Genomic DNA, 20,070 nt, shown 5'->3' with positions numbered 1-20,070 from the left:
GGAACTAATTTCCCTGTCTCCAAATACGACCTTCAAGTTGACGAATGTCTGTTGGATTCCATTCAGGATAGCAGTTGTAAATAACTGTACCGCGTTTTTGTAAATCAATTCCTTCACGAATTGTGGCGGTTCCAATTATGATTTTCACCACGCCATCCAGGAAAGCTTCTTTGATAGTTTCCTTTCGCGTATCGTTGATTTCCGAGGAGATAATTTCTACTTCATCAACCTTAACTTTATCATACATGACCCCACGCTTGTAGCCTACTTCTTTCTCCAGGTATTCTTTGAAAAGCGGAAAAAACAGTTTGCCACGGTTCATGTAAATTACCTGTCCGCTAGCGGTTATCCTTTTGAGATTTTGAAGGAATTTATTGGTGGTGTTGAAATTGCAACCCTTTTCCGTTTTCAAATACATACCAAATTCTGTCACCATGTAGTTGTCGATAGATTTAATCGGCACATCGCTTACTTTGTATTTGCTTCTGAGGAAATTTGAGAAATGATTTTTGGCTGCATTATACTTTTGGCAAGTTGCATAGGTGCTTTCCTTGCCAATTAGCTTGCGAAGTCCCTCGATGTGGTCTTCCCAAATTTCAATAATCATCTTGGCTTTTGCTGTGTTTACTCCGAGTACCGCATCACGCAAAAGTTGCGGAGTAACCGTATCGTGCATAGTAATTAGCTCGCTGTATTTTTGGCGAGTTCGAGTGATAACAGAATCAATGTAGTCATTGAATTCGCGAGCTTCGTGAGAGCGACCAATTACTTTGGCGCGTTTAGAATCCCAGTCAGTAGGTTGAATACTTCGCTGGAGCTGCAAAACTACACGTTCTCCATTGATGTTAATTTTCATTAGAACAGGTACTTCTCCGTTCTTTTTTTCTTTTGTTCTGCTGATGTAAACAACCAGCGAGAAATTTGATTTTTGACTTGACGACATTTGGCACAAATTTTTTACGTTGTGCCCCCCTTTATTTATGTTACAAATGTACGTTTCCAAAGGAGAAAATATGCGCCTAACTCATTGTTTTTCAGTCTTATTATGTCTATTAGCGTCTAAGTGCTTGGTTTCTTTTTTGGCTTCCTAAAAAAGAAACCCCCTAAGAAACCAAAAGTATAGACAAACCTAGACTTTTTTAGACTTTGAAGAACATTAAAAAAGCGCGTAAAACCTTGATTTTACACGCTTTTAGACTGATTTAGAGAATCGTATGGCGGAGAGAGAGGGATTCGAACCCTCGGTACCGTTACCAGTACGCATGTTTAGCAAACATGTCCTTTCGGCCTCTCAGGCATCTCTCCTAGCATTTAAGAGAGCACAAATGTACTAAATATATTTAGTAAATGAAATTTATGCTGAAAAATTATTTAGCCATTAGGTCAAAACTAGAGATAGATTTACCTTCTAAATTAGTTTTTCCCATCAAATATAAGTCCATATTTCTAGCGGCCTCCCGACCTTCAGAGATCGCCCAAACCACTAAAGATTGACCACGTCTAGCATCACCTGCGATGAAAACTTTCTCATTATCAGATTGATATGTTGAACTTGCCGTTAAATTACCACGCTCGTCGGACTTCACTCCTACAGCCGTTAACTGCTCAAACAAGTCATTATGATCCGTATGTAAAAAACCTGCAGCAATAAGTGCTAAATCACAAGGAATCTTTCTGCTATTGATAATCTCTTGCTCCATTTTCCCTTCCTTCATCTGGTAAACTATATCACCAATAATCAGAGCTTCTAATTCACCCTTATCATTTTTAACATATTCCTGTAAGGCGATCGACCATAAGCGCTCCACACCTTCATCATGCGAAGTAGATGTACGTAACATAGAAGGCCAATTAGGCCAAGGAGTAGTGGAAGCTCTATCTACTGGAGGTTTAGGCATTACTTCAATCTGAGTTATAGAGGCAGCTTTATGGCGATTAGATGTTCCTACACAATCAGAACCTGTATCACCACCACCAATTATGACCACCTGCTTTCCTTTCGCATGTATATCATTATTACCATAGACTTCACCTTTATGGTTTACTTCTAGAGAAATCGTGGCATTACGTTTATTTTGCTGAGATAAAAATTCCATTGCTGGATAAATTCCTTTAGCATCATCTCCTTTTGCAAGAATAAAACGAGGTACCGTACTTCCTGTAGCTATCAATACTGCATCAAAATCATTAGTTAGACTAGCTAATTTTTCAGATGTTCCAATATTTGCATTTGTAATAAAGGTAATACCCTCTTTTTTCATCACATCCACCCGGCGTGAAACGACAGACTTATCTAATTTAAAATCAGGAATTCCATAACGTAATAAGCCACCAATTTGATCAGCACGCTCATAAACCGAAACTAAGTGACCTGCCTTATTTAATTGAGCAGCAGCCGCTAAACCCGCTGGACCAGAACCAATAACAGCAATTTTTTTACCACTACGTATTTTAGGCACAAAGGGAATTACCCAACCCTCTGAATAAGCTTTCTCAATAATGGATTTCTCAATTAACTCAATAGCTACTGCTGGTTTATTAATACCTAAAACACAAGATGACTCGCAAGGAGCAGGACAAATTCGTCCTGTAAACTCAGGGAAATTATTAGTGGTGCTTAGAATATCATAAGCGTATTTCCAATTTTGCTCATAAACAGCATCATTAAATTCAGGTATAATATTTCCAAGCGGGCAACCATTATGACAAAATGGAGTACCGCAATCCATACAACGACTGGCTTGTGCTTCCGTATCCGCTGTAGTATTGATTTGTTCAATTTCTTTGTAATCATTAACACGCTCAGAAACAGCTCTTTTAGGAGCTAATATGCGGTCAATTTCTAAAAATCCGGTAGGCTTACCCATTGTCTATTATTTTAAATCTACTTGAATATTTTGATACACTCGATCTTTATCTGCTAATACATCTGAAATAGTTAATTTCCGGGAGCTTAAAGCATTCTTGTAATCAACAGGTAATACTTTCTTAAATTGACTAGCTAAAGCATTAAAATTATCAAAGACTTGTTTTCCTTTAATAGACCCAGTTAAGGCCACATGCTTTTCTAGATACATCAAGATAATATTCTTGTCTTCGGGCGTTAATTCACTAATTTCTACCATTTCGCGATTTACTTTAGCATCGAACTTATTTTGTTCATCTAAGATATAAGCTACTCCGCCTGACATACCAGCACCAAAATTTCTACCCGTATCACCCAAAATAATAACTAAACCTCCGGTCATATACTCACAACCATGATCCCCTATTCCCTCTACCACGACTTTAGCGCCTGAGTTTCTTACACAAAAACGTTCTCCAGCCATACCAGCTAGATAAGCCTCTCCAGAAGTTGCGCCATAAAAGGATACATTACCTATGATGGAGTTTTCAGATGCTTTAAATGATGCCTCAGATGATGGATATGCCACTAAGGTAGCACCACATAATCCTTTACCGACGTAATCATTCGCATCCCCCTCTATTTCGAATTTAATTCCCTTCACAGAGAAGGCTCCAAACGACTGTCCTGCTGTACCTTTAAATTTAATATGAATGGTATCAGCTGGAAGGCCCTTAGCCCCGTATTTTTTAGTTATTTCATTAGATAAAATAGTACCTACCGAACGATTTACATTGATAATATCAAGTTCTGCAGAAACTGCTTGGCCTTTCTCTAACGCAGGCTGAGCTATTTTTAGTAATTCCCAATCTATCTGTTCTGATAAACCATGATCCTGCTCTTCAGACTTAAATACAGCAACTCGATCTGATAATACCGCAGGTGCTAAAATGGGACTTAAATCTAAATTCTTGAATTTCCAATGACTTGAAAGATCCTTCATCTCCAATAAATCCACACGTCCTACCATCTCTTCTAATTTACGGAAACCTAGTTCCGCCATAATCTCTCTCAATTCTTGCGCTAAGAAATGGAATAAATTCACCACATGTTCTGCTTGACCTGTGTACAAAGCTCTTAATTCAGGATTTGTTGTTGCAACTCCTACCGGACAAGTATTTAAGTGACACTTACGCATCATGATACATCCAGCTGTAACTAAAGCAGCGGTCGCTACACCGAATTCTTCTGCCCCTAATAGGGCAGCTACTGCAATATCTTTTCCCGTTTTTATTTGGCCATCTGCTTGAACTGTAACCCGACCACGTAACTTATTTTTAACTAGTGTTTGGTGAGTTTCAGCTAAACCAAGTTCCCAAGGTAAACCAGCGTGGCGAATAGACGATAAGGGAGACGCTCCAGTACCACCATCATAACCAGCAATCAAAATATGATCCGCATGTGCTTTAGCCACACCTGCTGCAATAGTTCCTACACCAGCTTCAGAAACTAATTTAACTGAAATTCTGGCTGCTCTATTCGCGTTCTTTAAGTCAAAAATTAACTGAGCTAAATCTTCAATAGAATAAATATCGTGGTGCGGAGGAGGAGAAATTAAACCTACACCTGGCGTACTATGACGCGTCTTACCAATCCAATCATCCACTTTATGTCCTGGTAACTGACCACCCTCGCCCGGTTTAGCACCCTGAGCCATTTTAATTTGAAGTTCTTTCGCATTCGTTAAATAATGTGCCGTCACACCGAATCTACCCGAGGCTACTTGCTTAATCGCTGAATTCATGGAATCGCCATTAGCCCTTTTTTCAAAACGAATCGGATCTTCACCGCCTTCGCCTGTGTTAGATTTACCACCAATGCGGTTCATCGCAATAGCTAATGTCGTATGAGCTTCAAAAGATATAGATCCAAAAGACATCGCTCCTGTGGCGAAGCGAGCTAAAATATTTTCAATTGGCTCCACTTCATCAATTGAAATAGCCGTACTTGATTTAAACTTTAGTAAACCACGTAAGGTAATGGTCTTTTTACTTTGGTCATCAATTAATTGGGCATATTTTTTATAAACAGCATAATCATTCTGCCTCGTAGCTTGCTGTAATAAATGGATTGTGGCAGGATTAAATAAATGCTCCTCGCCTCTTTGTTTCCATTGGTAGATTCCACCTACTTCTAATTTCGGTGATTCTTGTTTCAATAATTGATATCCGGAAGAGTGCTTAATAAGAGCTTCCTTCGCTATGATATCTAAACTAATTCCACCAATTCGTGAAATCGATCCAGTAAAATAAGTATCAACGACATCCTTGCCTATACCCAAAATTTCAAAAATTTGAGCCCCTTGGTACGATTGCAAAGTAGAAATACCCATTTTAGAGAAGATCTTTAAAAGCTCTCCATTCACCGCTTTGATATAATTATACTCTAATTTATCATAGCTTAAATCTTGATTAACAAAACCCTGATCTTTCATGGCTTTGATTGTTTCAAAAGCCATATATGGATTAATTGCACTCGCGCCGTATCCGATCAAAGTAGCAAAGTGGTGGGTTTCCCACACATCCCCTGCTTCAATAATAATACCCACTTTAGCGCGTTTTTTCGTACGATTCAAGTGGTTATGTACTGAGGCTAAAGCTAATAAGGACGGAATGGGTGCATGGGAACTATCGATTCCTCTATCCGTTAATAAAATGATGGAATAACCATCATCCACTGCATCTTCCGCATATTGATTAATGCGATCTAAAGCTCTCTTCAAAACACCTTCATCGTCCGACGCACGGAAAGTCATGTGAATGGTTTTTGTTTGGAAATTCTCATGATCAATCCAACGGATTTTCTCTACCTCTTTATTACGTAATACGGGTTGTTGAATTTCGATTTGACGACAATGAGATGGACTCTCTTCCAGTAAGTTAGATAAACCACCAATATCAGAAAGTAGCGACATTACCATTCGCTCACGAATTGGATCAATGGGCGGATTCGTTACTTGAGCAAATAATTGTTTGAAATATGAAGATAAATGTTGTGCCTTTTCAGACAATACGGCTAATGGCGTATCGATACCCATAGAACCAAGAGCCTCTTTTCCTGTCTCTGCCATTTGAGCTAGAACAATACGAATATCTTCTGTAGTAAAGCCAAATATCTGTTGTCTAGAAACTAATTGAATAGCTTTTGGCTGCCTAAATTCACTTCCAGCCTCTGGTAAATCCTCTACTCTAATCTTATTATTTAACAACCATTCCCCATAAGGCTGTTGTTGACAAATCTTTTCTTTTAATTCTTCATCAGGAATAATACGTCCTTGTTCCATGTCCACCACAAACATTTTACCAGGCTGTAAACGGCCTTTAGAAACTATAGTGGCTGGATCTAAATCTAAGACACCTGCTTCTGAAGCCATAATCACGTGGTCATCTGAGGTTACCCAATAACGGGATGGACGAAGACCATTACGGTCCAAAGTAGCCCCGATCATTTTACCATCCGTAAATGAAATACTCGCAGGACCATCCCAAGGCTCCATCATTGCCGCATGGTATTCATAGAAATCCTTTTTGTACTTCTTCATGCTTTCGTTACCATCCCAAGCTTCGGGGATCAGCATCATCATCACATGGGGCAAAGAACGGCCCGTTAAATACAATAATTCAATGGCGTTGTCTAGAATGGCCGAATCGGATTGTCCAAGACTACAAACAGGAAGAATCATGTCTAATTCCTCTTGAGTGAAATATTTACTTGAAAACAAGGCTGATTGAGCCTGCATCCAAGAAGAATTACCTTTTACCGTATTAATCTCTCCATTGTGCGCTATAAAACGAAAAGGTTGAGCCAATTTCCATTCTGGGAATGTATTCGTAGAGAAACGTGAATGGACAATGGCTAAAGCTGAGGTAAAATTTTCTTGAAATAGATCTAAGAAATAACCTGGAACTTGCATGGTCGTTAACATACCCTTGTAAATAATGGTACGACAAGACAAAGACGCGAAATAGAAGTTATTATCTAATCCAGAAATAGTTTCGTTTAGCAACTTAGAAACGTACTGCCTAAAAACATATAGCTTACGCTCAAAATCAATCTCTGAGGCACAATCAGCTGGTCTTTCAATAAATAATTGCTGAATCGATGGCTCCGTATTACCCGAATCTGCTCCTATAATTTCCGAATTATCAACTGGGACAGTTCTATAACCTAATACACGCAGTCCTAATTTTTTAGTCTTGCGTTCAATTACCTCTTTACATTCTTTAATCAATATTTCATCTTGGGGAAAGAAAACCATCCCCACTCCATAATTACCTAATGAAGGTAAAGCAAAACCTAGTACACTTGTTTCTTCTAAAAAGAATTCATGAGGCAATTGTACTAAAACACCAGCACCATCACCCGAATTAGGATCACATCCACAGGCACCTCTGTGATCCATCCGAATTAACATCTTAATTGAATCTTGTACAATTCGATGAGATTTAATGCCTTTCAAACTAGCAACAAAGCCAATCCCACATGCATCGTGTTCAAATTCTTTTCTGTACAAACCTACCTCATTCGGATTTCTCATAGTAAACTATAAATATTCTAATAAAATTAATAATAAATCTTAAATCGTTTTTGACTGAATACAAGACAATAAAAGATATAAAATATAAGTAATCTTAAATTTAATTAAAATTATATTTGGCAAAACTTTCTAAAGACAAAATATTCTTCTGATTTGCAAATATCAAAAAAGGAGCATAAATTTTCTTGTTATAGTGCTATTTTAATCATAATCATCGCCACTCGATTCCCCAAATTCACTCTCTCCCTCCGTATCATCCTCATCTTGGAACTCATTCTCTAAATCATTTAGGTAAATAGCATCTACACCTTCTTGTACTGTATTCAATAAAGCTAAATTTTCAATTTTCGCTGCATCTAATCTTTCTGCTATAGCTTCATTCTTAGTAACCACGACAAACAAACCACCTTCATTGGTACAAATCTTTGTTCCTTTACGTATGGCGGAAACGCCATAACCGTCAATTTCTACTGTTTTAGAAAGATTAAGAACCATATTAGCATAATCCTTCTTAAATAATAAACGAATAGCGTTCTCTAATTCTTCTGAATTAGCTGAAGCTAAGTCATTAGCCATCCAATCGATAAGGGCATAACTCTCGTTTTGTTCGAGTTTAAATGAATTTACGTCAGACATGTTGTAAAAACTTAGTTGTGTTAGTATAAATACGATTATATAAATCTTCTTGAGGCTCTTTATTAAAACTTAAGCCTGTAATTTCTTCGAAAAGAAGGATATAGCGCTCAGAAATTTGTTGTACAAATTCTTCAGTAATAGTTGGAATTTGTTGCCCCTCTTTTCCTTGAAATCCATTTGCTATTAACCATTCCCGTACAAACTCCTTAGATAACTGCTTTTGAGCTAAGCCTTTTGCAAATAAATCAGCGTAAGGTTCCCTATAAAAATAACGAGATGAATCTGGCGTGTGAATTTCATCCATTAACATAATCTTACCCTGATGTAAACCAAACTCATATTTAGTATCTACTAGAATCAAATTTTTATCTGCGGCCATTTCTTGTCCTCGTTGAAACAAACGTTTTGTAATAGCGCACAATTCATCCATGTGCATTTTAGAAACGATACCTTGTTCAATAATAGCTGCAACTGAAATATCTTCATCATGGCCTTCGCTAGCTTTAGTCGTAGGTGTAATGATAGGCTCAGGTAGTTGTTGATTTTCTTTTAATCCTTCCGGTAATTTTACACCACTAACTTCCCTTTTACCTGATTTATATTCTCTCCAAAGATGTCCCACTAGATACCCTCTTATAACCATTTCTATGGTAAATGGTTCACATTTTATTCCATAAGCCACATTGGGATCTGGCGTCGCAATTAACCAATTAGGTACTATATCAGCCGTTTTTTGTAAAAAATAAGAGGCTATTTGATTTAAGACTTGACCTTTAAATGGAATAAGTTTAGGCAATACAACATCAAAAGCAGATATACGATCTGAAGTAATCATCAAAAGATGATCTCCAATTCCATACACATCACGCACTTTTCCTTTATAAAAAGAGCGTTGATTAGGAAATTGATACGGAGCTGAAATCATAGTAAGGCTAATTAATAGATAAGGTTCTTTTGCTTTTTTTTCATCAAATCAAGTAAAGATAAAGCTTCTTGCGTATTTATTTTTTGAGATTGGCTAATCATTTGAGTTGATTGCTGTTGTTTCTTTAATTTATTCTGCGGAAAATTGAATGCATACAATTCGTATGACTTTACTAAGGTGTCCACATTGCCATTTTTAATTATAGATTGATGCAAATCCTCCAAACCAGTTGCACTATTACCTCTTAAGGCAGAAAAATGGCTTAATAATATATCGTTCGAAATTGAATTAGATTTTAATGAAACAGATTTCCTCAAATGACTAGTCGAGTGCAACTTTAATTCTAAAACGACTATTACATTTTCAAGAGCAGGATTAATAAATAAGGTAGATCTTTTTAGCTTTTGTGCATTTTGAAAAGCTAATTCATACTTCCGACTCTTTATTTGTTGATTTAATTGCAAAACCTGAAGATTATATTCTTCAGAAGATCTGGAGAATAATCCCTCATAGAATAATATAAAAAGATAAAACAGTGTTGAAAACATCTAAATTTTAATTGCTTTGGCAGTAAATGCTATATCTAAAAATAATAAAAATAGAATCAAAAATACTAAATAGAATCTCACATATGAAGCTCCTATCCAACTATTTAAAAGATTAGTAGATAAAAAAGACGAATTATTTAATTCGCGATCTTCTACTTCCCAATGACCATTTTTCACAGAATATAAAACAAACTGATCTTCTTTAGGAATACGATTTAACTTATCAGTTATAACTAATTTAGAATGAATAACTTGTGATTCATGCGCATGTTCAATTAACTGCAAAAAAGAATCCTTGTTTGTTGATGGAATTATTTGAAGCCATTCTTGCTCTTTAGGCATAAACATAGTTAAACTATAGTGTCCATCCTTAGGCATCTCACTAACCTTAGCATGGATACTCTTCCAAGTAAGACTGGAGCTGTTAGAAGCTATAGCAAACATACTAAAATTATTGCCTGACGTATTTAATTCATTAGAAGGCTTAATGCTAGTCGTATAATAACACAAGACGCAAATGCCTACCAATAAAATAAATCGATAGATATATTTAAAGACAAGCATGCGTGAAATCTTAAACACGCCTCCCCTAGCCTTATAATATTTATATGCGATTAGTAAAGAAGATGCCAAATAAAGGCTTAACAATAAAATACCTATTTCCTTTAAATTCATAAAGACGGGTAAATTCAATAAAATTTAATTGCTATTTTTACAATTCTATCAAAAATAGCATGGATATATTAAAAAGTAAACGCCTAGATCACCTTAAATACGAAATTCGTGGACCAGTTTATGATAAGGCTTTAGCTCTTCAAAATCAGGGTTACAAGATCACTTCACTAAATATAGGTAATCCAGCCGCCTTTGGCTTTGAAACACCTGATGAAATCGTCCATGATATAATTGTAAATATACGAAATGCTCAGGGATATGTTGATTCTAGGGGTTTATTTGCAGCGCGTAAAGCGGTTATGCAGTATTATCAAAACTTAGGCGTAAAAAATATACTTATTGAGGATATTTACATTGGAAATGGAGTTAGTGAGCTTATTTCTCTAGTAATGACGGCATTACTTAATACCGATGATGAAGTATTGATTCCCTCTCCCGATTATCCTCTGTGGACTACAGTAGCAGGTTTAGCAGGTGGTAGAGCTGTTCATTATGCCTGTGATGAAGAAAAAGAATGGGCTCCTGATTTAGTGGATATAGAATCTAAAATAACACCTAAAACAAGAGCTATTGTCTTAATCAATCCCAATAATCCCACGGGTGCTGTCTATTCAGAAGAAACAGTCAAGAAGGTAGTTGCTCTAGCTGTAAAGTATCAACTAGTGCTATTTGCGGATGAAATATATGATAAAATATTATTTGACGGAACGGTTCACCATACGGCTGCTGGTTTATCAGATGATATTTTAATCATTACTATGGGTGGATTATCTAAAAATTATCGCGCAGCGGGGTTTAGAGGTGGATGGATGATATTGACTGGAGCTAAACATAAGGCTAAATCATACATTGAAGGATTGAATTTTTTATTTAGCACACGTCTTTGCGCTAACGTTATTACACAATATGGTATACAAACTGCTTTAGGTGGATACCAGTCTATAAATGATTTGGTGGCTAAAGAAGGTCGCATAAATCGACAAATGAATCTAGCCTACGAGCGTATCAATGCCATAGATGGAGTTAGTGCAGCAAAACCCAAAGGAGCCTTATATCTCTTTCCTAAAATTGATCTATCTAAATTCAATTTTGAAGATGATAATCATTTTGTGATGTCGCTATTAGAAGAGCAAAAGATTTTAGTTGTGGGTGGTCGGGGATTCAATTTTAGCGGAAATGATCATTTTAGAATTGTCTTTTTACCACACGTAGAGCAATTAGGAGTAGCTTTAGACAAGATCGCACAACATTTCGAAAACTACAGAAAATGATCTTTAACCAGTTCTCTCGAAAACAAAAGTTATTTATTTTCCTATTTGGCCTATTTCTTACTAATGCTATCGTAGCAGAGATTATTGGTGTAAAGATTGTAAGTATAGAGCGAACTTTGGGATTTTCACCATTGCATTGGCAAACACCTTGGGGTGATTTCTGGGATTTAAATCAGACTGCAGGCGCGCTGAATTGGCCCTTAGTATTTATAACATCGGATATCATCAATGATTACTTTGGAAAGAAAGGCGTTCGATTCATTTCTTTTACTACTGCCCTATTCATAGCCTTTTCCTTCTTAATCATTTACACTTCCACTCTACTAGTTCCGGCTGATTTTTGGGTGGATGTTAATAAGGGCTCAGGTAATTTTAATATCAACGAAGCGTTCGCGCGCATCTTTCGACAAGGCTTAGGAATCATTTTAGGATCACTATCGGCATTTTTAGTAAGTCAAATCATCGATGCACTCGTATTTGAGAAAATAAAGGCTAGAACTGGATCAAAACATATTTGGTTAAGAGCCACCGGATCTACGCTTATATCTCAATTAATTGACAGTGTATTAGTGATTGGTATTGCCTTTTATCTTTTCGGGAATTGGACTTTTAGTCAATGGATGAACGTTTCATTCAATAATTACTTTTACAAATTCTTTGTGGCTATTTTATTCACCCCAGTCCTATATCTAGCACACTGGGGTATTGAGAAATATTTAGCTCAAGATAAAACGCCTTAAATTATCAGCAATAATCGCTGTGGAAATACCTGCGTTTAAAGATTCCGCCTCACCAAAAGAAGGAATAGTAATTCGTTCGTCTAGTAATTCTAAAACGTCCTCCCGAATTCCATTTGATTCATTTCCTAAAATGATAAAACCATTATCGGGAAACTTATACTGATGAATGTTTTCACCGTTTAATACAGCACCTATCTTTTTAACAGAAGGGTGAGCTTTAAAAAAAACAACTAAATCTACGTACGTGAATTCAATTCGAGAAAAAGAGCCCATCGAGGACATAATCACTTTGGGATTATAAAATTCAGTACAATCATCAGAAAGAACCAATTGTTTAAATCCATACCAATCACAAATGCGAATAATAGTGCCGAGGTTTCCTGGATCTCTGATCCCATCTAAAATAATGGTATAATTTTCTTTTAACTGAAAGGAAGAAAAACTTTTTTGTTGAACGACAGCTAATCCGAAAGAATTAGTAACTAAGGTACTAAGCTTTTGAATAGACTCGGCATCTAAAGAATAGATAGGAGCCTTAGATTGCAGACTAATTTGATTTATTACATCTGATTGAGATTCATTTATAACAAAGAATTCGATAACAAAATCAGATTTTACTAATTCAAACAGAGACTTCTCTCCTTCTACTAAAAATAAATCATTCTCTTTTCTTCCTTTTTTAGAATGTAGGGAATTAATTAACTTTATTTGTTTATTAGTTAGCATCTTTTGAAGAATCAATCAATTATCGGTTTTGTTATCTTGAGTTTGGGTCTCATTTCTTGTGGACAATACCAAAGCTATGAAATACAACAACCTGTTATTAATCAAATTAATATAACAGGAACTCGACAAATTTCTAATCTGGAATTGCGGTCAAATATAATCGGAATAAAAAATTCCTATCATCGATTACTACCTACAAAATTATATACTTATCTGGGCAATAAAAGGAAAAGAAAAGATTCTCTTCAAATTAAACCAAGTTTCATTCAATTCTTTAAATCTCCTAATCCAACCTACAGCCGAAGCTGGTTAGAAACTAACCAAAGTCAGATACAGCGTTATTACCGGGAGAATGGCTTTTTAAAGGCAATTGTAGCGCCTAAAATAGATACGATAGGAAAATTGATTAACGTAGCTTTTCTAATACAAGAAGGAGATCCTAGCTATTTCACTAAAGAAGATTCCGTATCAGTAGATAATCCCATTTTAGCGGAACATGTAAATGCTTATTTAAAGGAAAATAGTGTACTACACCCTATGCAAAGATTGCAGCTATCCTTATTAAAAAAAGAGAAAGAGCAATTAAGTCATCATTTGAGAAATGAGGGTTACTACTATTTTTCGACCGATGCGATAGGTATTCGTTTAAATGACTTGAAAGACAGTACACTTCGCCAAATATCTCTTTTCTATAAAATACCTGAATTTAAAAATCGCAATATAATTTCAAACTACGATCGTTTGTATCGTATAGGTGTACCCGAATTTAACATATCAGATCCATTAGGAAATCCAGCAGTAAATCCACCTTTAAAAAGTTTAAGTAAACTTATTACGTTAAAAGAAGATGATTTGTATTCGGTGGATATTTTTAACCAAAGTTTAAAAAACATCTACTTAACAGATCAATTTAAGACTGTTTCTATTCGTTTTGACACAACTCGTACTCGCCTATTTCCTAAAATTGAATTATTCCAAAATGAGAAATATAATTTTAGTTCCGAGCTAGGCGGAAGCGTATTTAGAGGAATACCAGGACCCTTTCTAACCAATTCCTTCAAAATAAGACGTCTATTTTCAAGTTTAGATTATTTCGATTTTTCTACCCGATTAGGCTACGAGGCTCAATCCGGTTTTATCAATACAACAGACACGCGTAATAATTTAGAACTAAATGTCTCCGCCTCCATTAATTTCCCTACACTCTATTTACCAAAATCACTACTTGGTAAATTAGGCTCTTATTATGGTGCAAAAACTTCAGTAGGAATTGGGTTTGATTTTATTAATAGACCGGAATACCAAAGAACAAATTTTAATATATTCCAGCGCTATACGTGGCAAAAAAGTGAGTTTAGCTATTACACATTTTCTCCTATCAATTTAAACTTATTAAATACTAATTATCCAGAAACGGCCACTTCTGATGCATTTAAAGATTATTTGTTAGAACTTCAATTAAAAGGAAATAATTTATATCGAAGTTTTAACCCCAGTTTTGTTAGCAGTATTTCCTTTCAATACATTTATCGTGACCTATTACCTACCAACGAATTAAAAAATGGAAAGATATTTCAACTGGGTTTAGAATCAGGAGGATCTACATTAAACATATTGCCTAATTATAAATTTAATTTTGTTGCTGATCTACTTAATAGTGGACAGGAGATACAATTTTACCGCTTTCTAAGAGTCAATTTTGACTACCGAAAGTATAAGATGCTGGGCCAAAATCGTAAGTCACAAATAGCGTTTAAACTACTAGGTGGTGTAGCGTATGCTTATGGTGCTGACAATGATTATCAATTGCCTTACGAAAAGAACTTTTTTATTGGAGGACCTTCTAGTGTTAGAGCTTGGAAACCAAGGCGATTGGGTCCTGGTGCGTATGTCTCCTCTTCTAATTTAGTAGAACAACCAGGAAGTATCTTACTCGAATCATCGATAGAATTTAGATTCAAGCTATTTCCTCTATTTGGTCAAATGAATGGGGCTTTCTTCGTTGATGCCGGAAATATATGGAACATGAGTCAAGGTAATACAGATCCCACTACCCAATTCCAGTTAGGAAATTTTTATAATCAGATAGCTGTAGGAACAGGTTTTGGACTACGTTGGGATTTCGACTTCTTTCTTTTGCGCCTAGATTTAGCGACAAAAGTAATTAATCCAGCAAATCCTGTTAATAAAAAATGGGTTTTGCCCGAGACTTCTTTCGAAGGTGGACAAAACCCTATTGAATTTAATATTGGTATTGGATATCCTTTCTAAGGATTATTTACGAGCCATTACTTTAATTGCTTTCTCCACAATTGCATTAGAGTTCAAGCCATATTTCTCCATTAATTCTGCAGGTTTTCCTGATTCACCGAAGGAATCATTAACGCCTACGAATTCCATTGGACTTGGGTGATTTAACGCCAAATATTGCGCAACCGAATCCCCTAATCCCCCATTATACTGATGCTCTTCTGCCGTTACAACGCAGCCAGTTTTTTTAACCGAAGCTAAAATAGCCTGAACATCTAAGGGCTTGATGGTGTGAATATTGATCACCTCTGCCTTAATTCCTTTTTCTAATAGCGCTTCTGCTGCCTGAATAGCTTCCCAAACCAAGTGGCCCGTTGCTATAATAGTTACATCAGTTCCTTCAACTAAGTGTACCGCTTTACCTATTTCAAATTTTTGATCTTCAGGAGTAAAGACAGGAACCACAGGGCGACCAAAACGCAAATAAACAGGACCTTCATAATCAGCAATGGCAATAGTGGCAGCTTTTGTTTGGTTATAATCACATGGATTAATCACTACCATGCCAGGAAGCATTTTCATTAATCCAATGTCTTCCAAAATTTGGTGCGTAGCTCCATCCTCTCCTAGCGTTAAACCTGCGTGTGAACAACAGATCTTCACATTCTTTCCTGAATAAGCAACAGACTGACGAATTTGATCATATACACGACCTGTACCGAAGTTAGCAAATGTCGTAGCAAAAGGAATAAATCCACCTAAAGTCAAACCAGCCGATATACCTATCATATTGGCTTCAGCTATACCTGTTTGGAAAAAACGCTCCGGACTATTTTTGATAAATCCTTCTAATTTTAATGATCCAATTAAATCAGCACACAAAGCGACCACTTTAGGGTTATGCTGACTTAAATACTCCATACCTGCTCCAAAACCTGAGCGCGTATCCTTTTTTGTTTCGTAAGTAAATAATGCCATTTCTATCTGATTAATAATCGCCTAAAGTTTCTTCTAACTGCGCTAATGCGTCTTCTAATTGTTGGTCATTGGGTGCTACACCATGCCATTTATGCGAATACATCATAAAATCGACTCCTGCACCCATTTCTGTTTTCATGATGATCATAATCGGTGACCCTTGACCTAATGTAGCTTTTGCTTTAATCAACGTATTTTGAATAGCTGTTGCATCATTACCGTCCATACGCATCACATTCCAGCCAAACGCTTCGTATTTTGCTTGTAAATCACGGTTGCTCATTACCTTTTCTGTAGGACCATCAATTTGTTGACCATTTTCATCAATAAAAGCAATCAAATTATCTACCTTATGGTGAGGCGCATACATAGCTGCTTCCCAAACTTGTCCTTCATTTTGCTCTCCATCACCCATTAGGCAATAAACAGTAGACGAATCGCCATTTAACTTTTTAGCCTGGGCTGCTCCAATTGAAACACTAAGTCCTTGGCCTAAAGATCCTGACGCAATACGAATACCTTCTAAATGCTCGTGCGGCGTAGGGTGACCTTGTAAACGCGTATTAATCTTTCTAAAAGAAGCTAATTCAGCTGTTGCAAAATAACCTCTGCGAGCAAGAACGCTATAAATAAGAGGGGAAATATGTCCATTAGATAAAAAGAACAAATCTTCGTTCTTTCCGTCCATATCAAATACGACCTTACCGGCTGCATCCGTTTTTAGATTCATTGTACTAAAAAATAGATCTACTAAAAGATCCGTACAACCTAATGATCCACCTGGGTGTCCTGACTGACAAGCATGAACCATTCTTAAAATGTCTCTGCGTACCTGAGAACTAATTTTTTGTATTTCTTGTGTTTGCATGTTCTATAATTAGTGGATTTGGGAACTATGATTTTTCGTGTCCACTTTTTCAATAATATCTGTAATAATTCCTGTTGAGGAGATAATAAAAGTGGTTCTAGCCACACCCATATATTGTTTTCCATACATGGATTTCTCTACCCAAACTCCAAAAGACTCGGCTAATTGATGTTCTGGGTCAGACAATAAAGGAAATTGAAGATTATATTTGGATTTAAACTTAGTATGAGATGAGTTTGAGTCAATACTCACACCTACTACCTGATAACCCTTTGCTTGAAGTGAAGATAAATTCTCATTTAAATTACATGCTTGCGCAGTGCATCCAGGTGTATTGTCTTTGGGATAAAAATACAATACAATTTTATTACTACCAGGAATAGAAAAAGCATTTCCATCGGAATCCATCATCTGAATGGAAGGGGCGGTATCACCTATTTTTAGTTTCATATTAAGAGATGGCTAATTCAAATAATTGAGATCCTTCAAGTGACCCCGTAAGTACGTCACCAATAGTCACAGGACCTACACCCGCAGGAGTTCCAGTGAAAATGTAATCCCCTGTCTTTAAAGTGAAATACCTAGAAACATCTTCGATTAATTCAGCTACATTCCAAATCATCAAGTCTGAATTCCCCTCTTGAACAACAATGCCATTCTTTTGCAAAGCAAAATGAATCGGTTTTTCTAAAATAGAGGAATCAAATGTTTGTAATGAACTAACAAAAGCAGAGCCGTTAAACGCTTTAGCCTTTTCCCAAGGTAAACCCTTTTCTTTCAACTTACTCTGTACATCTCTAGCAGTAAAATCAATACCTAGACCATAAGAATCAATATACTTATGAGCAAATTTTGCCTCAATATTTTTACCCACTTTACCTATCCTAAAAACTAACTCAAGTTCATAATGAACGTCTGAGGAGAATTTAGGATAGTAAAAGTGACTATTTGCATCTAATAAAGCCGTGTCAGGCTTAAAGAATACCACAGGTTCTGTGGGTCTCTCATTCGATAATTCAGCGATATGATCAACGTAATTACGACCGATGCAAATTATTTTCATGACTTATTTCAATACTTCTGAAACTAAACGAGCTGCATCTTTCAATAAAACAGCCGAGAATACTTTCAAGCCTGAACTATTAATAATAGCCGCACCTTCTTCTGCATTAGTCCCTTGTAGACGAACAATAATTGGAATTTTAATTTCTCCAATGTTTTTATAGGCTTCAACAACTCCATTCGCAACACGATCACAACGCACAATACCACCAAAGATATTGATCAAGATAGCTTTCACATTCGGATCTTGAAGAATAATACGGAATCCAGCTTCTACTGTTTTCGCATTAGCTCCACCCCCCACGTCAAGAAAGTTAGCGGGATCACCACCAGATAATTTAATTATATCCATGGTAGCCATCGCTAAACCAGCTCCGTTTACCATGCAACCTACATTACCATCTAATTTCACGTAGTTTAAATCATTTTCAGACGCTTCCACCTCTAAAGGATCTTCCTCTTCAATATCACGTAAAACCGCTAAGTCTTTATGACGAAATAAAGAATTATCATCAATGTCAACTTTAGCATCCACTGCTAAAATCTTATCATCAGACGTCTTCAACACAGGGTTGATTTCGAACATAGATGAATCTGTCTCCACGTAAGCACGATAAAGTGATTGAATGAACTTAACCATTTCTTTCAAAGCTGCTCCGCTTAAACCTAAAGCAAAGGCTACTTTACGCGCTTGGAAGTCTTGCAGACCTACGCGTGGATCAATCCATTCTTTGATAATTTTTTCTGGGCTATGCTCAGCCACTTCTTCGATATCCATTCCACCTTCTGTACTTGCCATGATTACATTGCAAGCTTTAGCGCGGTCTAATAAGATCGATAAATAATATTCTTTAGGCTCAGAATCACCTGGATAATACACATCCTCTGAAATTAAAACCTTATTAACCTTTTTTCCTTCGGGACCTGTTTGATGCGTAATTAATTGCATTCCCAAAATTTGAGAAACACGTTCTTTTACTTCATCTAAGCTTTTAGCTAATTTAACGCCACCCCCTTTTCCACGGCCACCCGCATGAATTTGAGCTTTAACAACAAACCATCCAGTACCTGTGGTAGCTTTTAATTGCTCAGCAGCAGAAATAGCATTATCAACTGAGTCAACCACAATCCCTTCTTGAATGCGCACTCCGTAACCTTTTAAGATTTCTTTTGCTTGATATTCGTGAATATTCATTTAGTAAAATTTTAATTTCGTGAAATTACTATTTATTTGCGTAAATATTAAATAAGAAGTCATTCATTCCCATTTTCTAAAAAAAAGACAAAAAAATGTTAGAATTAAAAAATATTTCCAAAAGTTATGGGACTCAATTAATTCTAGACGATATCTCTTTACAGGTAAAAGAGTCTGAAATGGTTAGCATTTTAGGCCCATCTGGTTCAGGTAAAAGTACACTCCTGCAAATCATTGGAATGCTGATGAAAGCAGACACAGGAAGCGTCCATTTAGATGGATTATCCTATGACTCCCTGACGGAAAAAGATCAGTCCGTTTTTAGGAACCAAAAATTAGGATTTGTTTTTCAGTTTCATAATTTACTAGGTGAATTCACCTGTGAAGAAAATATAAAATTCCCCTTATTTATAAAAGAAACAGCTTTAAGTGAATCGGATGAGGCTTTGTTTGAGAAAATTATTCAAACATTGGGTATACAGGATATTTTAAAAAAATTACCTTCTCAAATCTCAGGTGGAGAACAACAACGTGTCGCGGTAGCCCGAGCTCTCATTAATCGGCCATCCCTCTTATTGGCAGATGAACCCACCGGAAATCTAGATAATAAGAATGCGGAAAACTTATATGCTTTATTTATTGAATTAAAGGCGGTTTGGCAACAAAGAATCATCATGGTGACCCATAACGATAAATTAACCTCTCATTCAGATCAAGTAATTTATCTAAATTCTGGACGAATCGAATAGATTTA

17 protein-coding genes and 1 tRNA gene are annotated in these 20,070 nt (G+C 36.3%); 4 read left to right on the top strand and 14 right to left on the bottom strand.

Features of this window, described 5'->3' with window-relative positions:
- Positions 1-4 precede the first annotated feature (4 nt).
- The 8 genes from ACST13_RS03500 to ACST13_RS03465 all read right to left on the bottom strand — a co-directional run bounded on the left by ACST13_RS03500 (position 5) and on the right by ACST13_RS03465 (position 10,226).
- Entirely contained in the window at positions 5-943 is a 939-nt protein-coding gene (locus tag ACST13_RS03500) for a helicase-related protein (protein ID WP_459521831.1), read from the bottom strand.
- A 272-nt stretch (positions 944-1,215) separates the two neighbouring features.
- Positions 1,216-1,305: transfer RNA gene (locus ACST13_RS03495), tRNA-Ser, on the bottom strand.
- A 62-nt stretch (positions 1,306-1,367) separates the two neighbouring features.
- Positions 1,368-2,867, bottom strand: coding sequence for a glutamate synthase subunit beta (locus tag ACST13_RS03490; RefSeq protein ID WP_459521830.1), 1,500 nt, complete (start codon positions 2,865-2,867; stop codon positions 1,368-1,370).
- Between the two features lie 6 nt (positions 2,868-2,873).
- On the bottom strand, positions 2,874-7,442 hold the full coding sequence (gene gltB, locus ACST13_RS03485) for a glutamate synthase large subunit (protein ID WP_459521829.1): 4,569 nt from the start codon (positions 7,440-7,442) through the stop codon (positions 2,874-2,876).
- Positions 7,443-7,643: 201 nt separating this feature from the next.
- The gene (locus ACST13_RS03480) at positions 7,644-8,078 is read right to left on the bottom strand and encodes an STAS domain-containing protein (protein WP_459521828.1); all 435 of its coding nucleotides are present in this window, start codon (positions 8,076-8,078) and stop codon (positions 7,644-7,646) included.
- Positions 8,071-9,003, bottom strand: a complete 933-nt coding sequence (locus ACST13_RS03475; protein WP_459521827.1) for a phosphoribosylaminoimidazolesuccinocarboxamide synthase — start codon at positions 9,001-9,003, stop codon at positions 8,071-8,073. The genes ACST13_RS03480 and ACST13_RS03475 overlap by 8 nt, the downstream gene beginning before the upstream one ends.
- Before the next feature lie 11 nt (positions 9,004-9,014).
- Entirely contained in the window at positions 9,015-9,551 is a 537-nt protein-coding gene (locus ACST13_RS03470) for a hypothetical protein (protein ID WP_459521826.1), read from the bottom strand.
- A complete protein-coding gene (locus ACST13_RS03465) occupies positions 9,552-10,226 on the bottom strand; it encodes a hypothetical protein (protein ID WP_459521825.1) in 675 nt (224 codons plus the stop codon).
- Between the two features lie 59 nt (positions 10,227-10,285).
- Between ACST13_RS03465 and ACST13_RS03460 the strand changes: the two genes are divergently transcribed.
- Both ACST13_RS03460 and ACST13_RS03455 read left to right on the top strand, forming a co-directional pair.
- Entirely contained in the window at positions 10,286-11,497 is a 1,212-nt protein-coding gene (locus tag ACST13_RS03460) for a pyridoxal phosphate-dependent aminotransferase (protein WP_459521824.1), read from the top strand.
- Positions 11,494-12,237: a queuosine precursor transporter gene (locus tag ACST13_RS03455; protein WP_459521823.1), complete on the top strand. Its 744-nt coding sequence runs from the start codon at positions 11,494-11,496 to the stop codon at positions 12,235-12,237. The genes ACST13_RS03460 and ACST13_RS03455 overlap by 4 nt, the downstream gene beginning before the upstream one ends.
- On the opposite strand, the gene ACST13_RS03450 is transcribed toward ACST13_RS03455, so the two are convergent.
- Complete coding sequence (locus ACST13_RS03450) at positions 12,214-12,978, bottom strand: TrmH family RNA methyltransferase (protein ID WP_459521822.1); 765 nt, start codon at positions 12,976-12,978, stop codon at positions 12,214-12,216. The genes ACST13_RS03455 and ACST13_RS03450 overlap by 24 nt on opposite strands.
- On the opposite strand from ACST13_RS03450, the gene tamL reads away from it, so the two are divergent.
- Entirely contained in the window at positions 12,967-15,234 is a 2,268-nt protein-coding gene (tamL, locus tag ACST13_RS03445; protein WP_459521821.1) for a translocation and assembly module lipoprotein TamL, read from the top strand. The genes ACST13_RS03450 and tamL overlap by 12 nt on opposite strands.
- 3 nt (positions 15,235-15,237) lie before the next feature.
- On the opposite strand, the gene ACST13_RS03440 is transcribed toward tamL, so the two are convergent.
- The 5 genes from ACST13_RS03440 to sucC are packed head-to-tail and all read right to left on the bottom strand — an operon-like array spanning position 15,238 to position 19,316.
- A complete protein-coding gene (locus ACST13_RS03440; RefSeq protein ID WP_459521820.1) occupies positions 15,238-16,191 on the bottom strand; it encodes a transketolase family protein in 954 nt (317 codons plus the stop codon).
- A gap of 10 nt (positions 16,192-16,201) precedes the next feature.
- Positions 16,202-17,059, bottom strand: coding sequence for a transketolase (locus ACST13_RS03435; RefSeq protein ID WP_459521819.1), 858 nt, complete (start codon positions 17,057-17,059; stop codon positions 16,202-16,204).
- A gap of 9 nt (positions 17,060-17,068) precedes the next feature.
- Entirely contained in the window at positions 17,069-17,509 is a 441-nt protein-coding gene (gene bcp / locus ACST13_RS03430) for a thioredoxin-dependent thiol peroxidase (RefSeq protein WP_459521818.1), read from the bottom strand.
- Between the two features lies 1 nt (position 17,510).
- Complete coding sequence (locus tag ACST13_RS03425) at positions 17,511-18,122, bottom strand: fumarylacetoacetate hydrolase family protein (protein ID WP_459521817.1); 612 nt, start codon at positions 18,120-18,122, stop codon at positions 17,511-17,513.
- A gap of 3 nt (positions 18,123-18,125) precedes the next feature.
- Positions 18,126-19,316 (bottom strand): ADP-forming succinate--CoA ligase subunit beta, encoded by a 1,191-nt coding sequence (sucC, locus tag ACST13_RS03420; RefSeq protein ID WP_459521816.1) that lies wholly within the window; start codon positions 19,314-19,316, stop codon positions 18,126-18,128.
- Between the two features lie 95 nt (positions 19,317-19,411).
- Here sucC and ACST13_RS03415 point away from each other — a divergent pair, with 95 nt between their 5' ends.
- Positions 19,412-20,065: an ABC transporter ATP-binding protein gene (locus tag ACST13_RS03415; RefSeq protein ID WP_459521815.1), complete on the top strand. Its 654-nt coding sequence runs from the start codon at positions 19,412-19,414 to the stop codon at positions 20,063-20,065.
- Positions 20,066-20,070 lie beyond the last annotated feature (5 nt).

It is taken from the genome of Aquirufa sp. A-Brett2-W8, assembly GCF_054558755.1.
Note: the sequence above shows the minus strand (reverse complement) of the source record. Positions and strands in the feature narration are given on the sequence as shown.

What these genes read in the sequence shown, in the direction of transcription:
- ACST13_RS03500 (WP_459521831.1), bottom strand. Translation starts at nt 943, where the DNA reads ATGTCGTCAAGTCAAAAATCAAATTTCTCGCTGGTTGTTTACATCAGC.
- gltB (WP_459521829.1), bottom strand. Translation starts at nt 7,442, where the DNA reads ATGAGAAATCCGAATGAGGTAGGTTTGTACAGAAAAGAATTTGAACAC.
- ACST13_RS03470 (WP_459521826.1), bottom strand. Translation starts at nt 9,551, where the DNA reads ATGTTTTCAACACTGTTTTATCTTTTTATATTATTCTATGAGGGATTA.
- ACST13_RS03475 (WP_459521827.1), bottom strand. Translation starts at nt 9,003, where the DNA reads ATGATTTCAGCTCCGTATCAATTTCCTAATCAACGCTCTTTTTATAAA.
- ACST13_RS03435 (WP_459521819.1), bottom strand. Translation starts at nt 17,059, where the DNA reads ATGCAAACACAAGAAATACAAAAAATTAGTTCTCAGGTACGCAGAGAC.
- bcp (WP_459521818.1), bottom strand. Translation starts at nt 17,509, where the DNA reads ATGAAACTAAAAATAGGTGATACCGCCCCTTCCATTCAGATGATGGAT.
- ACST13_RS03460 (WP_459521824.1), top strand. Translation starts at nt 10,286, where the DNA reads ATGGATATATTAAAAAGTAAACGCCTAGATCACCTTAAATACGAAATT.
- ACST13_RS03490 (WP_459521830.1), bottom strand. Translation starts at nt 2,867, where the DNA reads ATGGGTAAGCCTACCGGATTTTTAGAAATTGACCGCATATTAGCTCCT.
- ACST13_RS03440 (WP_459521820.1), bottom strand. Translation starts at nt 16,191, where the DNA reads ATGGCATTATTTACTTACGAAACAAAAAAGGATACGCGCTCAGGTTTT.
- ACST13_RS03415 (WP_459521815.1), top strand. Translation starts at nt 19,412, where the DNA reads ATGTTAGAATTAAAAAATATTTCCAAAAGTTATGGGACTCAATTAATT.
- ACST13_RS03455 (WP_459521823.1), top strand. Translation starts at nt 11,494, where the DNA reads ATGATCTTTAACCAGTTCTCTCGAAAACAAAAGTTATTTATTTTCCTA.
- sucC (WP_459521816.1), bottom strand. Translation starts at nt 19,316, where the DNA reads ATGAATATTCACGAATATCAAGCAAAAGAAATCTTAAAAGGTTACGGA.
- ACST13_RS03480 (WP_459521828.1), bottom strand. Translation starts at nt 8,078, where the DNA reads ATGTCTGACGTAAATTCATTTAAACTCGAACAAAACGAGAGTTATGCC.
- ACST13_RS03425 (WP_459521817.1), bottom strand. Translation starts at nt 18,122, where the DNA reads ATGAAAATAATTTGCATCGGTCGTAATTACGTTGATCATATCGCTGAA.
- ACST13_RS03465 (WP_459521825.1), bottom strand. Translation starts at nt 10,226, where the DNA reads ATGAATTTAAAGGAAATAGGTATTTTATTGTTAAGCCTTTATTTGGCA.